The organism is Nocardiopsis potens DSM 45234 (assembly GCF_000341105.1).
GTDB lineage: Bacteria > Actinomycetota > Actinomycetes > Streptosporangiales > Streptosporangiaceae > Nocardiopsis_A > Nocardiopsis_A potens.
Map to the genome: position 1 here is coordinate 1 of NZ_ANBB01000044.1, position 14,115 is coordinate 14,115.

The following is a 14,115-nucleotide window of genomic DNA, read 5'->3' on the forward strand; positions in this document are numbered from 1 at the left end:
GGGGGCGCGGCGCCCGGGCGGACGCCGCGCCCCGCCGCTCCGCCGGTGCGGAGCACGGTGCAGAGCACTCCGGGGCCGGTCAGCCGACCTCGACCAGGTCGATGACGAAGACCAGGGTCTCCCCCGGCTTGATCACGCCGCCGGCGCCGCGGTCGCCGTAGGCCAGGTGCGGCGGGATGATCAGCTTGCGGCGGCCGCCCACCCGCATGCCCAGGACGCCCTGGTCCCAGCCGGGGATGACCTGGCCGACGCCGAGCTGGAAGCGGAGCGGCTCGCCCCGGTTCCAGGAGGCGTCGAACTCCTCCCCGGTGGAGTGCGCGACCCCGACGTAGTGCATGGCCAGCCGCGAGCGGTGCACGGCCTGCGCGCCCTCGCCGATGGTGATGTCCTCGACCTGCAGCTCGGCCGGCGGCGGGCCGTCGATGAAGTCGATCTCGGGACGTTCGAGCGCCATCTCTTCGTTCTCCCCGTAAGCGGTTCCAGGCAACGGTGCACCAGCGTATCGGCACTCTTGGGGAGACATCTCCGGGGGTTCAGAGGCCGACGGTCGCCGCGACCAGGTGCCCCTCCCCCTCGACCGCGACGGCCCCGCTGCGCGCCGGGACGAAGACCGACTCCCCGCGGCGCAGCGCCACCCGGGCGCCGCACTCCGCGCTCAGCTCCGCCCCGCCCTCCAGGGCGAGCACCACCGAGGGCGCCCCGCCGGGCAGCTCGGCCGCCACCCGCCCGGGGCCCAGCACCGACAGCGCGAAGTCCTCCACCCCGGTGCGGAACTCGCGCCGCCCCTGCACCGGCACCGGCCGGGTGTAGGGGATGGGCAGCACCGAGAAGTCGACCACCGCGAGCAGCTCGGCCACGTCGACGTGCTTGCCGGTCAGCCCGGCCCGCAGCACGTTGTCCGAGCTGGCCATCACCTCCACGGCGGTGCCGCGCAGGTAGGCGTGGACGTTGCCGGCCGGCAGGAAGAGCGCCTCGCCGGGGCGCAGGGTGATCCGGTTGAGCAGCAGGGCGGCGACGGCGCCCGGGTCGCCGGGGTAGCGGTGGTACAGCTCCAGCACGGTGGCGTGGTGGCCGCCCCCGCCCCGCTCGGCCCACTCCTCGATGAAGTCGCCGAGCAGCCGGGGGCGGTCGGCCGCGTCCAGGGTGAGCAGGTGCGTCATCGCGGAGCGCAGCGCCAGGTGCGGGTCGGGGGCGGCCAGGTCGGCGCGGATCAGCCGGGCCAGCTCGCAGCGGATCCCGGCCAGGTCGCCGAGGGCGGAGACCGGGTCGCGGAAGCCGCACAGCGCCTCGAACGGCTCCAGCGCCAGCACCAGCTCGGGCTTGTGGAAGGGGTCGCGGTAGTTGCGGTGCCCGGCGTCGACCGGGATGCCGGCCTCCTCCTCGGCGAGGAAGCCCGCGCGCGCCCGCGCCTCGTCCGGGTGCGCCTGCAGGGAGAGGGGCGCGTCCGCGGCGAGCACCTTGAGCAGGAAGGGCAGCCGCTCGCCGAAGCGGTCCACGGTCCGCCGGCCGAGCACCTCCTTGGGCGCCGCGGCGATGTACTCCTCGAAGCCGAGCGGGCCCTCCTCGGTGGCGAGCGAGCTGGGGGCGGCCTGGTGGGCGCCCATCCAGAGCTCCGCCTGCGGGGTGCCGTCGGGCTCGGTGCCGAGCAGCCGGGGTATCGCCGCCGTGTCTCCCCAGGCGTAGGGGCGTACCTGGTTGATCAGCCTGTGCATCCGCCCTGCTTCTTCCCGTTCCCGTCCGCCGCGCCGTCGTCCTCCAGTCTCCCGGAGGCGGCCCCGGTCCGTCTGCACTGCGATCCCTACCTGCACGGGTGGTGCGGGCCCTACCCTGCCCCGCCGCGGCCGGACCCCGGCGCCACGAAGTTACCGATTGGTTTACATGGATCCCCCGATCCTGTCCAGCCTGTGCCGCCCCGGGCTCCGGCCCTGCTCTGCGGGAGCGGTGGCCGTTCCGGGCCCGGCGGGCCGCCGCAGGGCGGTGCGGCGCGGATCGGGCGGGGCCTCCGCCGGGGCCGCGCGGCCGGGGCGGGGACCGCGCGGGCCGGCCGGAGCGGGGCCGAGCGGGGCACGGGGCCGGTATCGATCGGGTCACATGTGCCGGGGCCTTCGGATCTTCACACCCGCGCGGCCGCAGCGGACGCGGGGTTTCCGCCGGGTTCACAGCTCTTTACGGGGGTGCCAACAGAACCTCACAAATGGTATTACCATTGCCTGAATGTTACCCCGGCCACGCTGAAGGGCGCGGCCGGGCCGTGTTCTCTCCCGTCCGGAGGCACCGTGGAAACCATCGAACCCGCCTACGGCACAGGGCCGCTGCTGGGGATCGCGGCCGGCGCGATCGCCGTGCTGCTCTTCCTGGTCATGAAGGTGCGGCTGCACGCGTTCGTCTCACTCATCCTGGTCAGCCTGCTGGTCGCGCTGGCCACCCGCATCCCGGCCGCCGACATCATGCCGACCCTGCTGGACGGGTTCGGCTCGACCCTGGCCAACGTCGCCCTGCTGGTCGGCCTGGGCGTGATGATCGGCCGGATGCTGGAGGTCACCGGCGGCGCCGCGGTGCTGGCCAACGCGCTGGTGCGGGCGTTCGGCGAGAAGCGCGCCCCGCTGGCGCTGGGCGTGGCCTCGCTGCTGTTCGCCTTCCCGATCTTCTTCGACGCCGGGCTCATCGTGATGCTGCCCATCGTCTTCAGCGTCGCCCGCCGGATCGGCGGATCGGTGCTGTACTACGCGCTGCCCTCCGCGGGCGCCTTCGCGGTCATGCACGCCTTCGTGCCGCCGCACCCGGGGCCGGTCACCGCCGCCGACATGCTCGGCGCGCCGATGGGCACCACGCTGCTGGTCGGCACCGTGCTGGCCATCCCCACCTGGTACATCGGCAGCTACCTGTACTCGGTGTACGCCGGGCGCAGGTTCGAGCTGCCGGTCCCCGAGGACGGCGCCTCCGCCGCCGAGGACGGCCCGGAGCGCCCGCCGCACCTGCTCACCGTGGTGGGCCTGCTGCTCATGCCGATGGCGATGGTCTTCCTCAACACCGGCACCGCCACCCTGGCCACCGCGGGCGTGCTGGACGGCGACGCGGCCTGGGCGCAGGCCCTCCAGCTGATCGGCCAGGCGCCGGTCGCACTGCTGGCCACCGCCCTGGTCGCGATGGCGGTGCTGGGCCGGGGCCGGTTCTCCAAGGACCGGGTGCAGCGGCTCGTCGACGGGGCGCTCGGCCCGGTCTGCTCGATCATCCTGATCACCGGCGCGGGCGGCATGTTCGGCGGGGTGCTGCGCGCCAGCGGCATCGGCGAGGCGCTGGCCTCCTCGCTGGAGTCCACCGGCCTGCCGGTGATCGTGGCCGCCTTCGCGATCGCCGCGGCGCTGCGCGTCGCGCAGGGCTCGGCCACCGTGGCGCTGACCACGGCCGCCGCCCTGGTCGCTCCGGCGGTCGAGGCCGCCCCGGACATGGGCGGGGTGGAACTGGCGCTGGTGGTGATCGCGATCGCCTGCGGCTCCACCGTGCTCTCGCACGTCAACGACTCGGGGTTCTGGCTGGTCGGCCGGTTCCTGCGGATGGACGTGGCGACCACGCTGCGCACCTGGACCGTGATGGAGACGCTGATCGGCCTGGTCGGCTTCGCGCTGGCCTTCGGGATCAGCCTGCTGCTGTAGCGCCGGGCGGGGCGCCGTCCCCGGCCCCGTCCAGCGCCTCGACCACCTCGCGCACGATCGAGCGCATCGCGGCCTCCGCCACCTCGGGGAGGCCGCCCTCGATGGCCGACGCCACGTGCGCGTGGAGGCAGAGCGCCTCGGGCCGGGGGCGGACCGGCATCAGCCGGTGCTGGGTGCGGCCGGCGAGGACCTCGGCGACCACCCCGGACAGCCCGGCGAACATCTCGTTGCCGGACAGCTCCAGGATGCGCCGGTGGAACTCGATGTCGAGGGCGAGGAACCGGTCCAGGTCGCCGCGGCGCCCGGTCTCGGCCATCACCTCGTTCAGCTCGGAGAGCGCCCTGCGCTGGGCGGGGGTGGCCCGCCGGGCGGCGGCGGCCGCGGCCGGCGGCTCCACGGCGGCGCGCAGCTCGGTGAGGGTGCGCAGCTGGGCCATCCGGCCCGGCCCGGCCAGCCGCCACCGGATGAGCTGGGGGTCGTAGACGCTCCACTCCGCCGCGGGGCGGACGGTGATCCCGGTGCGGGGGCGGCTGAGGACCAGCCGCATCGACTCCAGGACGCGGACCGCCTCGCGGGCCACGGTCCGCGAGACGCCGAAGTCGCGGGCCAGGCTCTCCAGGGTGAAGACGTGCCCGGGGCCGTAGTCGCCGGCCGCGATCGCCGGTCCGAGCTCCGCCAGGACCCGGTTGTGCAGGGTGCGGTGGTCGGCGTCGGCGGTCATCGGGCTCCTCGGCGCTGCGGCGGGCGGCCGGGGGCCGCCCCGGGGCCGCTCCGCCTCATTGATAACACTATTGTTCCGCGGGGTCGGGGACCGATGTGCTCCGGCGCCGCGCCACGGGGAGGGAAACAGTACATGCACTTCGTCTTCATGGGCGTTTCGGGATCGGGCAAGAGCAGCATCGCCCGGCCGGTGGCCGAGCGGCTCGGGCTGCCCTTCGCCGAGGCCGACGCCTTCCACCCGGAGGCCAACATCGCGAAGATGTCGGCCGGCGTCCCGCTGTCCGACGAGGACCGGCGGCCCTGGCTGCTCTCGCTGGCGGAGTGGATCGCCGAGCGGGAGCGGGCCGGGGAGCACAGCGTGATGGCCTGCTCGGCGCTGAAGCGCTCCTACCGGGACCTGCTCCGCGGCGGCGCCCCCGACGTGCGGTTCCTGCACGCCGACGGCCCGGACGAGGTGATCGCCGACCGGCTGGCCCGGCGCACCGGCCACTTCATGCCGGTCGGGCTGCTCGCCTCGCAGCGCGCCGCGCTGGAGCCGCTCGGCGCCGGCGAGGCCGGGGCGGTCCTCGACGTGTCCGCCCCGGTGGAGGAGCTGGTCGAAGAGGCGGTCGGCGTGGTCCGCGCCGCGCTGGCCGGGCAGGGCGGCGCGGCGCCCACCGCGCTGCGCTGACCCCGGCCCGCGGGGGCGGCTCAGTGCTGGTCCATGTGGCCCATCCGGGTGGAGATCTCCATCCCGGCCTCGGCCACGGCCTCGCCGATGCCGTCCAGCTTCTCCTCCTCCATCCGGTAGGAGGGGCCGGAGGCGCTGATCGCCGCGATGACCTCGCCGGTGAGCCCGCGGATCGGCGCGGCGACCGCGTTCAGCCCGGGTTCCAGCTCCTCCACCGCGGTGGCGAAGCCGCGCTCCAGGATCTCCTGGAACTCGGCCCGCAGCTCCTCGGGGTCGGTGATGGTGGCCGGGGTGACCTCCTCCAGCCTGCCGCGGAGGATGCGCTTCTGCTCGTTGGGCCGCATGTACGCGAGGAGCACCTTGCCGCTGGAGGTGGAGTGGATCGGGTTCTGCCGGCCGATCCAGTTCTGGCTCACCACCGCGGAGGAGCCGCGGACCTGGTCGATGTTGACCACCATGTCCCCGCTGGGGATGGCGATGTTCACCGTCTCGCCCAGGTCGGAGGCGAGGTCCTCGCAGACCCGGCGGCTCTGCTGGGTGAGGTCGAGGCCGGCCGCCATGGTCCCGGCCAGCCGGATGACCCCGAAGCCCAGCCGGTACTTGCCGCGCAGGCCCGGCTGCTCCACCAGGCCCCGCCGCTCCAGCGCGCCGACCAGTCGGAATGCAGTGGACTTGTGCACGCCCAGTTCCGCGGCGATCTCGGTCACCCCGGCCTCCTTGTGCTGGGCGAGGATCTCCAGCACGGTGATGGCGCGATCGACCGACTGCACGGGTGCACCGTCCTTCCCGGGGCCGGTCTTCACCGGTCCCTCTTCACCACTCGACCCCCGCTCCGTCCGTTCCGTTGCCGTGGTGCTCCGACTCTTTACTGCGCGGTGGTCGTTGGAAGCCATGCCCACAAAGATAACGCCGTATCCTCCACCTCCCCGGGCGGGGCGCGTCCGCTCCGGTGTCCTCGCAGCTCACCGCAGGCCCCGCGGACCCGAAAGACGCCCCGGTCCGGACGCCCCTCAGCCGACCCGGTGCGGCGGGGCCGCGCCGTGCAGGGCGTCGGCCAGGAACCGCGCCAGGTACTCGGCGAAGGAGGCGCGGACCAGCAGCCGGAACTCCGGGACGCCGCCCTCCGGGCCGGTCCGGTGCACCCCCACCGCGGCCTTGCCCAGCAGCGACTGGGCGTAGCCCCCGGGACCGAACACCCGGGGGTGCAGGTCCAGCGGGCACCCCCGGGCGATCACCTCCGCCGCCTGCGGGCCGCGCAGCTCGAAGACGGCCCGCTGCGCCGACTGGTCGGCGACCGCGGCGCACGGCCCGCCGTACTCCCCGCCGAGCGCGGCGCGCAGCCCGGCCGCCAGGCCCGGCCCGGTCGCCTCGGCGTCCACCACCAGGTACCAGCCCGGCCCGCAGTGCAGCACGTACGGGCTTCCGGTGCCCGAGGAGCGGCCCGGCGCGGGCAGCGCGCAGCCGAGGAACTCCTCGGCCATCCGCGACGCCGCGGCGGCGTCCTCCTCGTCGACCTTGATCTCCACCTGCGCCAGGAACGGGAGCTCGCGCAGCACCGCGGTGCCGGTCGATCCCGCCTCCGCCATGAGCCGCTCCAGGTGGGCGGCGGGGCTGCGCCGCCCCGGCCGCTGCCCCGGCACGCGCACCGGCGCGCCCCCGCCGCCTTCCGCCGGACCCTCCGGGTCAGCCATCGCGCCGACTCCCTTCCCTGTCGTAGAAGACCGGATCGGCGACCCGGACCGGGACCGCCTCCCCCATGTGCACCGCGTACAGCCGCTCTCCGTGCCGCTCCCGCCCGGAGCGCAGCAGGCCGAGCGCGAAGGTCCGGCCCAGCGCCGCGCTGTCGTAGGCGGAGGTCACCCGGCCGATCGGCGCGGCGATCCGCTCCCCGGGTCCTCTCCTACCCGCCCCGGGGCCGCTCCTCCCCCCTCCGGCGGGGCCCGGTGCCTCCGCGACCAGCTGGGCCCCCTCGGCGAGCAGCGCCCCGGGGTCCTCCGGGAGCAGGCCGACCAGCTGCTCCCGGTCGGGCCGGGCGGTGTCCGGCCGGGTCAGCGAGCGCTTCCCGACGAACTCCTTGCGCTTGGCGACCGCCCAGTCCATGCCGAGGTCGAGCGGGGTCACGCTGCCGTCGGTCTCGTGCCCCACCACGATGAACCCCTTCTCCGCGCGGAGCACGTGCATCGCCTCGGTGCCGTAGGGGGTGACGCCGTACCTGCGGCCGGCCTCCACCGCCGCCTCCCACAGCGCGAGGCCGTGCCAGGCCGGCACGTTGACCTCGTAGGTCAGCTCGCCGGTGAAGCTGACCCGCAGCACCCGCGCCGGGATCCCGGCCACCGTCCCCTCGCGCACCGACATGAAGCGGAACCCCTCGGCCGAGACGTCCATGTCCGGGGCCAGCTCCCGCATGACGTCCCGGGAGGCGGGCCCGACCAGGCTCGCCACCGCCCAGTGGTCGGTGGCGTTGAACAGGTGCACGCACAGGTGCGGCCACTCGGTCTGCGCCCACTCCTCCAGCCACTCCAGCACCCGCTCCGCGTTGCCGGTGGTGGTGCTGACCAGGTACTCCTCCTCCGAGATCCGGGCGACGACCCCGTCGTCGAGCACCATGCCGTCGGCCGTGCACATCACGCCGTACCGGCAGCGGCCCGGGCGCAGGGTGGAGAGGGTGCCGGTGTAGATCCGGTCGAGGAAGGCGCCGGCGTCCCGGCCGGCGACGGTGATCGCGCCGAGCGTGGAGGCGTCCAGCATCCCGACCGCCTCGCGGGCGGCGGCGCACTCGCGGAGCACCGCGGCGCGCATGTCCTCCCCGTCCCGCGGGTAGTAGCGGGCCCGGCGCCACTGGCCGACGTCCTCGAAGACCGCCCCGTGCTCCTCGTGCCAGGCGTTCATCGGGGTGCGCCGGAGGGGTTCCAGCAGCTCCCCGCGGGCCCGCCCGGCCAGCGCGGAGAACGGGACCGGCGTGCAGGGCGGCCGGGGGGCGGTCCCGCCGACCTCGTCCATCCCCCGGCCGAGCAGGCCGGCGAGGGCCCCGGTCAGCACGGTGGCCGAGGTCCGCCCCTGGTCCGGGCCGGTCCCGGCGGTGGTGTACCGCTTGACGTGCTCGATCGAGCGCATCCCGGCGGCGACGGCGTCCCGGACCCCGTCCAGCGCCGCGTCCCGCTGCAGGTCGATGAAGACCTCGGCGGCATCGCCGCCCGGCCGCACCACGGTGAACAGCGCCATCGGCGGCGCCGTCCGAGCCTCCGCGCCACCCGACCGCCCGGCGGGAGGCAGGTCGGCGGAACCGGAGCCGGCCCCCGGGGCGGTACCGGTGTCCGAAGCGGCGCCGGTCTCCGGAGCGGGCGGTGCGCCGCGGGCCGACATCGCGGCCGGTGCCGCCCCCTCGGCCAGGGCCGCGGCGGCTGCGGCGCGGCCGGCCCGGTCCCCCTGCTCGGCGGCGGCGCGCACCGAGCGGACCCCGGTCAGCGCCCCGGCGCAGGTCGTGGTCGCCGGGAGCCCTTCGGGCAGGAATGCGGCGTGCCCCTCCGACCAGCGGAGCCGGCCGCCCGCCTGCACCGCCAGGGCCGCCGCGGGGTCGTGGCCCCCGGAGACCGCGAGCAGGTCGCAGCCGATCCGCTCGGCGGGGCCGGTCACCGTCCCGTCCGCCGCGACCGGGGCGAGCAGGGCGGCGGCCAGTTCGCCCCGGCCGTCGGGGACCGTCCCGGCGGCCGCGGTCGCGGTGCGCACCTCGATGCCGCGCCGGGCCAGTCCCGCCAGCGCGTCCGCGCCGGGCTCCGGGCGGGCGTCGGCGACCGCGGCGATGTCCGCGCCGGCGTCGTGCAGCGCGGCGGCGGCCAGCAGCGCCTCGTCGTGGCAGCCCGACACCGTGATCCGCTCCCCCGGAAGCACGCCGTGCCTGCGCGGGTAGGCCGCGGCCGCGCCGGCCAGCATCACCCCGGGCAGGTCGTTCCCGGCGAAGGCGAACGGCCGCTCCACCGACCCGGACGCGAGCACGGTGCGCCGGGCCCGGATCCGCCAGAGCAGGTGCGTTCCGTCCGGGCGGCGCTCCAATGCGACCAGCTCGCCGTGGTCGTAATGGCCGATGACGGTGGTCCGGGTGAGCAGCCGGACCTCGGGGGCGTCGGCCAGCCGGGCGGTGGTCCCGGCGATCCACCGGTCGGTCGCCGGGTCCAGGCCGAGCGCGTCGCCGCCCGGCCTCGGCGCCTCGTCGGCGAGGATCACCCGGACGCCCCGCTGCGCGGCGGCAGCGGCGGCGGCCAGGCCGGCCGGCCCGGCGCCGACCACGAGCACCTCGCAGTGGGCCCAGCGCGCGTCCCCCCGGGGCGGGGTCCGGCCGGCGGAGGGGGACGCCTGCCCTCCAGGGGACTCCTGCTGCAGGTCGCGGTGGGCGACGACCGGGAAGGCCGACGGTCCGGAGGACCCCCGCTGCGGGTCGCGGCCGGCCGGCGATGAGGGGCGCGGCCCGGCGGGCTCCTGCTGCGGATCGCGGTGGGAGACGGGTGGGAAGACCTCCGGTCCGGTGGGCTCCTGCTGCAGGTCGTGGGTGATCGGCGATGAGGACTGCGGCCCGGAGGGCCCCCGCTGAGGGGGCCGGTAGGTGACGGGCAGGGCGCCGAGGCCCGCCGTGGAGGCGGCGATCAGGCCGTCCCGGACCTCCACCCCGGTGGCGGGGGCCAGGGCGCGGAACTCCGGGGCCTCCACTCGGACCTGGGCGCCGGGTTCGGCGGTGCCGATGCCGACCACCCCGCGCGGCCGGCCGGTGCGGACGCCCGCGGCGGCGGTGCGCACCCCGGCGGCGAGCAGCGCCGCGGAGAGCGGCTCCCCGCGCACCGCGGGCAGCTCGCGCCCGTCGAAGAGCACCGAGGTGTCCGGTTCCCCGCTGATCCGCCGCCCTGTCACCACTCGCCTCCTCCGGACGGGCCGCCCTGGCAGGGGGCGGAGGTGAGCACCCGGTAGTCGGCGGTGTGCCGGACCACGTCGCACCAGCGGCGGCAGCCCGCCGCGTGGAACCAGCGCTCGGTGAACAGCCCCTCCGGGTTGTCCCGGAAGAACAGGTAGTCGGCCCATTCGGCGTCGGTGAGCGACGCCGGTGCGGCCGGGTGGGCGATGTGCGACTGGCCGCCGTAGCGGAACTCGCACTCGTCCCGGGGCCCGCACCAGGGGCACGGGATGAGCAGCATCGCGGTCCCTCCTCCCGTCTTCTCCGCTCGTTCGGGCCGGCCGGCCCGCTCAGTGCGCCACCGCGGCCGCGCCGTGCTCGTCGACCAGGGCGCCGGTGCCGAACCGGTCCAGGCCGAACGGCTCGGCCAGCGGGTGCGCCCGGCCGCGGGCGATGGTGTCGGCGAACACCTGCCCGGCGCCGGGGGTCGCCTTGTAGCCGCCGGTGCCCCAGCCGCAGTTGAGGTAGACCCCCTCGACCGGGGTCGGGCCGATGACCGGCGAGGCGTCCGGGGTGACGTCGACGATCCCGGCCCAGGTGCGGACCACGTCGGCGTGGGCGAACACCGGGTACAGCTCGACGGCGGCGGCGACCTGGTCCTCCACGGTGCGGAACGAGCCCCGTTGGCCGTAGCCGTTGTAGGCGTCGATGCCCGCCCCGAGCACCAGTTCGCCCTTGGGCGCCTGGCTGACGTAGACGTGCGTGGCACTGGACATCACCACGGTGTCCAGCACCGGTTCCAGCAGCTGGGAGACGAGCGCCTGCAGCGGGTGGCTCTGCAGCGGCAGGCGCAGGCCCAGCTCGGCGGCGAGCCGGGAGGTGCGGCCGGCGGCGCACAGCCCGACCCGGGGCGCTTCGATGTCGCCGCGGGAGGTGCGCACCCCGGTGACCCGGTCGCCGTCCCGGAGGAACCCGGTGACCTCGCAGTCCTGGATCAGGTCGACGCCGAGCCGGTCGGCCTCGGCGGCGAACGCCCAGGCCACCAGGTCGTGGTCGGCGATGCCGGCGCGCGGCTGGTAGGTGGCGCCCAGCACCGGGTGGCGCACGTGCGGTCCGGTGTCCAGGATCGGGACCAGTTCGGCGACCTGCTCGGGCTCCAGCCATTCGGCGTCGATCCCGCTGAGCAGGTCGGCGTCGACCCGGCGCACCGATTCGCGCACCTCGTGGGTGGACTGGGCCAGGTTGAGCACGCCGCGCCGGCTGAAGTGCAGGTCGCGGCCGAGCTCCTCCTCCAGCCCCTCCCACAGGCGCAGCGCGTGCTCGTAGATCGCGGCGCTGGCCGGCCACAGGTAGTTGGAGCGGATGATCGCGGTGTTGCGGGCCATGTTGCCGCCGGCCAGCCAGCTCCGCTCCAGCACCGCGATGTCGGCCATGCCGTGCTCGGCGGCCAGGTAGTAGGCGGTGGCCAGGCCGTGCCCGCCGGAGCCGACGATGACCGCGTCGTATCCGGCGCGCGGCTCGGGCGAGCGCCACAGCCGGCCGGTCTGCCGGTGGTCGGGGGTCATCGGGGACCGGCCTCCTTCGCTGCGGGGCGGCCCCGGGCGGTCCTCGGCCCGGGGGTGCGGTGCCCGCCGCCGGTGCGCCGGGCCGGGCGTCCGGTCATGCCCTCACCCGCTCCATGCCGGGGTCGAACAGCGGGTCCGCGGCGGCGACCGCCGGCACCCGCCGGTCGAAGTAGCCGATCTCCACCGGGGTGCCCGGGGCGGAGAGCTCGGCGGGGAGCCAGGCGTAGGCGATGCCGGTGCCGACGGTGTAGCCGTAGGCGGCGCTGGTGACGTACCCGGCGGCGGTGTCGGCGCCGGGCCGGTGGACGGGTTCGCCGCCGAGCACGGTGTTCTCCGGCGGGCCGGTGGTCAGGCAGGTCAGCCGGATCCCCGGGTCCTCCGGGTCGAGCGCCTCGACGGCGGACCGGCCGATGAACCCGCCCTTGGTGCGCAGCCGCAGCGCGAAGCCGAGGCCGGCCTGGTAGGGGTCGTGCTCGGCGGTCATGTCGGCGCCGAAGGCGCGGTAGCCCTTCTCCAGCCGGAGGCTGTCGAAGGCGCCCCGGCCCGCGGCGAGCGCGCCGAGGCCGCGGCCGGCCTCCCAGAGCGTGTCCCAGAGCCGCAGCCCCAGCTCGGGGCCGGTGTACAGCTCCCAGCCGAGTTCGCCGACGTAGGAGACGCGCATCGCCAGCACCGGGACCTCGCCGATGTGCAGCCGGGCGCAGTGGAAGTAGTCCAGGCCGCCGTTGCCCAGGTCGTGGCCGGTGAGCGGCTGCACCAGGTCGCGGGCGCGCGGCCCCCACACGCCGATGCAGGCGGTCTGCCCGGTGATGTCGCGGACCGCCACCCCGGGCGGCGCCAGCGCGGCCAGCCGGGCCAGGTCCAGCCGGCTGTTCACGCCGAGCTGGAACAGCTCGTCGGCGACCCGGGCGACGGTGATGTCGCCGAGCAGCCGGCCGCGGTCGTCGAGCATCAGGCTGTAGGAGACCGCGCCGGGCGGGCGGCCGGTGCGGGCGGTGGTGACCCGGTCCAGGAACTCGCCCGCCCCGGGGCCGGCGACCTCCAGCCGCATCAGCGAGGACATGTCGTACAGCGCGACCCGCTCCCGGGTGGCGCGCGCCTCGGCGGCGATCGCCGGGGACCAGTAGCGGGACGCCCACGGCCCGGGGCGCGGCGCCCCCCGCGCCTCGGGGAGGTCGGCGTTGGCGGCGTAGTGGTAGGGGCGCTCCCAGCCGGAGGCCTCCAGGAAGAACGCGCCGAGTTCGCGCTGGCGGGCGTGGAACGGGGCGACGCGCATCGGGCGCGGCCGCTCGATCGGCTGCTGCGGGTGGATCGCGTCGTAGACCTCGATGAAGTTCCGGCAGGCGCGCTCGGCGATGAACGCCGGGGCGAGCTGGTGCTCCTGGAACCGGTTGACGTCGCAGGCGTGCAGGTCGACGGTTGACGCGCCCTCGGCGATCAGCTCGGCGACGGCGCGCGCCGCGCCCGCCGAGTGGGTGATCCACACCGCCTCGGCCGCCCACAGCCCGGGCGTCCCGGCGAACTCCCCGAGCAGCGGCATGTTGTCGGTGGTGAAGGAGAACAGCCCGTTGAAGGCGTCCTCGATCTTGGTGTCGGCGAGGTCGGGCAGGAGGGCGAGGGTGTCGGTCCAGGCCGGGGCGAAGTCCTCCGGGGTGAACGGGTGCATGGACGGCATGGGCAGGTCGGGCGTGCCGTCGGGGGTGCCGATCTCGTCGGCGGGGACCGGCATCGGGCGGTGCCCGTAGTAGCCCACGCCGACGCGGTCGCCGCGCTCCCGGTAGTACAGGTCGCGGCCCTGGTGGCGGAGGATCGGGTGGGGGGCGGCGTCCGGCCCGTTGCCGGCCAGCGCCGCGGTCGGCCCGGTCCAGCCGAACTGGTGGGCCAGCGGGAGCAGCGGCAGCACCTCCCCCGCCATCGCGGCGAGCCGCGGCCCCCACATCCCGGCGCACAGCACCGCGATGTCGGCGGGCAGCCGGCCCTGGTCGGTGCGGACCCCGGTGACCCGGCGGCCGGCCGCCCCGGGCCCGCCCTCCACCTCGATCCCGGTGACCTCGTGCCGGGGCAGGAACCGGGCGCCGCGCCAGAGGGCCGCCTCGGCCTGGGCGCGGGCGGCGCCGAGCGCGTCGGCCAGCCCGTCGGTGGGGGTGTACAGGCCGCCCAGCACCCGGTCGGCGCGGACCAGCGGGTGGGCGGCGGCGCACTCCTCGGGTCCGATCACCCGGGCCGGGATCCCCCAGGAGCGGGCCCAGCCGCACCGCCGGTGCAGCTCGTCCAGGCGCTCGGGGGCGGTGGCGAGCTCCAGGCCGCCCACCGCGGAGAAGCAGGGCCGGCCGTCCACCCGGAGCCGGGTGTACTTGGCGGCGGTGTAGGCGGCGAAGTCGGACATGGCCTTGGCCGGGTTGGTCTGGAACACCAGGCCGGGCGCGTGCGAGGTGGACCCGCCGGTGCGGTAGAGGTCCCCCTGGTCGACGACGGTGACGTCGGTGTGGCCGCGGGCGGTGAGCTCGTCGGCCAGCGCGCACCCGACGATGCCGGCGCCGATGACCACGATCCGGGGCGGCCTTCCGGACCGGGTGCGGGGGACGGTCGGAGAAGCGGCCATGGCAGCCCTGCCTTCGCCTCGTCGTTTCG

11 protein-coding genes are annotated in these 14,115 nt (G+C 76.1%); 2 read left to right on the forward strand and 9 right to left on the reverse strand.

The features are described 5' to 3' along the window. Positions 1 to 79 precede the first annotated feature (79 nt). Together D459_RS0117255 and manA are read right to left on the reverse strand one after the other, a co-directional pair. Positions 80 to 454 carry an FKBP-type peptidyl-prolyl cis-trans isomerase gene (locus D459_RS0117255; RefSeq protein WP_017594262.1) on the reverse strand — a complete coding sequence of 125 codons (375 nt, stop codon included), beginning with the start codon at positions 452 to 454 and terminating at the stop codon, positions 80 to 82. A 79-nt stretch (positions 455 to 533) separates the two neighbouring features. Beyond that, positions 534 to 1,712: a mannose-6-phosphate isomerase, class I gene (manA, locus tag D459_RS0117260; protein ID WP_017594263.1), complete on the reverse strand. Its 1,179-nt coding sequence runs from the start codon at positions 1,710 to 1,712 to the stop codon at positions 534 to 536. 564 nt (positions 1,713 to 2,276) lie between these two features. Between manA and D459_RS0117270 the strand changes: the two genes are divergently transcribed. Beyond that, positions 2,277 to 3,653, forward strand: coding sequence for a GntP family permease (locus D459_RS0117270; protein ID WP_017594264.1), 1,377 nt, complete (start codon positions 2,277 to 2,279; stop codon positions 3,651 to 3,653). Here D459_RS0117270 and D459_RS0117275 read toward each other — a convergent pair. Further along, positions 3,637 to 4,374 carry a FadR/GntR family transcriptional regulator gene (locus tag D459_RS0117275; protein WP_017594265.1) on the reverse strand — a complete coding sequence of 246 codons (738 nt, stop codon included), beginning with the start codon at positions 4,372 to 4,374 and terminating at the stop codon, positions 3,637 to 3,639. The two genes, D459_RS0117270 and D459_RS0117275, sit on opposite strands and share 17 nt — an antisense overlap. Positions 4,375 to 4,506: 132 nt before the next feature. Between D459_RS0117275 and D459_RS0117280 the strand changes: the two genes are divergently transcribed. Beyond that, a complete protein-coding gene (locus tag D459_RS0117280; protein WP_017594266.1) occupies positions 4,507 to 5,043 on the forward strand; it encodes a gluconokinase in 537 nt (178 codons plus the stop codon). Positions 5,044 to 5,063: 20 nt separating this feature from the next. Here the strand turns inward: D459_RS0117280 and D459_RS0117285 are convergent, their stop codons facing one another. The 6 genes from D459_RS0117285 to D459_RS0117310 all read right to left on the reverse strand — a co-directional run bounded on the left by D459_RS0117285 (position 5,064) and on the right by D459_RS0117310 (position 14,086). Then, positions 5,064 to 5,813: an IclR family transcriptional regulator gene (locus tag D459_RS0117285; protein WP_040710357.1), complete on the reverse strand. Its 750-nt coding sequence runs from the start codon at positions 5,811 to 5,813 to the stop codon at positions 5,064 to 5,066. Between the two features lie 240 nt (positions 5,814 to 6,053). After that, positions 6,054 to 6,734 carry a sarcosine oxidase subunit gamma gene (locus D459_RS0117290; protein ID WP_017594268.1) on the reverse strand — a complete coding sequence of 227 codons (681 nt, stop codon included), beginning with the start codon at positions 6,732 to 6,734 and terminating at the stop codon, positions 6,054 to 6,056. Further along, on the reverse strand, positions 6,727 to 9,942 hold the full coding sequence (locus D459_RS0117295; protein ID WP_020380226.1) for a glycine cleavage T C-terminal barrel domain-containing protein: 3,216 nt from the start codon (positions 9,940 to 9,942) through the stop codon (positions 6,727 to 6,729). Before D459_RS0117295 ends, D459_RS0117290 begins: the two co-directional genes overlap by 8 nt. Beyond that, complete coding sequence (locus D459_RS0117300) at positions 9,939 to 10,223, reverse strand: sarcosine oxidase subunit delta (protein WP_017594270.1); 285 nt, start codon at positions 10,221 to 10,223, stop codon at positions 9,939 to 9,941. The genes D459_RS0117295 and D459_RS0117300 overlap by 4 nt, the downstream gene beginning before the upstream one ends. 49 nt (positions 10,224 to 10,272) lie before the next feature. After that, positions 10,273 to 11,487 carry a sarcosine oxidase subunit beta family protein gene (locus D459_RS0117305; RefSeq protein WP_017594271.1) on the reverse strand — a complete coding sequence of 405 codons (1,215 nt, stop codon included), beginning with the start codon at positions 11,485 to 11,487 and terminating at the stop codon, positions 10,273 to 10,275. Between the two features lie 94 nt (positions 11,488 to 11,581). Beyond that, on the reverse strand, positions 11,582 to 14,086 hold the full coding sequence (locus D459_RS0117310) for a GcvT family protein (RefSeq protein WP_051065463.1): 2,505 nt from the start codon (positions 14,084 to 14,086) through the stop codon (positions 11,582 to 11,584). Between the last annotated feature and the right edge of the window lie 29 nt (positions 14,087 to 14,115).

What these genes read in the sequence shown, in the direction of transcription:
- D459_RS0117255 (WP_017594262.1), bottom strand. Translation starts at nt 454, where the DNA reads ATGGCGCTCGAACGTCCCGAGATCGACTTCATCGACGGCCCGCCGCCG.
- manA (WP_017594263.1), bottom strand. Translation starts at nt 1,712, where the DNA reads ATGCACAGGCTGATCAACCAGGTACGCCCCTACGCCTGGGGAGACACG.
- D459_RS0117275 (WP_017594265.1), bottom strand. Translation starts at nt 4,374, where the DNA reads ATGACCGCCGACGCCGACCACCGCACCCTGCACAACCGGGTCCTGGCG.
- D459_RS0117280 (WP_017594266.1), top strand. Translation starts at nt 4,507, where the DNA reads ATGCACTTCGTCTTCATGGGCGTTTCGGGATCGGGCAAGAGCAGCATC.
- D459_RS0117290 (WP_017594268.1), bottom strand. Translation starts at nt 6,734, where the DNA reads ATGGCTGACCCGGAGGGTCCGGCGGAAGGCGGCGGGGGCGCGCCGGTG.
- D459_RS0117300 (WP_017594270.1), bottom strand. Translation starts at nt 10,223, where the DNA reads ATGCTGCTCATCCCGTGCCCCTGGTGCGGGCCCCGGGACGAGTGCGAG.
- D459_RS0117305 (WP_017594271.1), bottom strand. Translation starts at nt 11,487, where the DNA reads ATGACCCCCGACCACCGGCAGACCGGCCGGCTGTGGCGCTCGCCCGAG.
- D459_RS0117310 (WP_051065463.1), bottom strand. Translation starts at nt 14,086, where the DNA reads ATGGCCGCTTCTCCGACCGTCCCCCGCACCCGGTCCGGAAGGCCGCCC.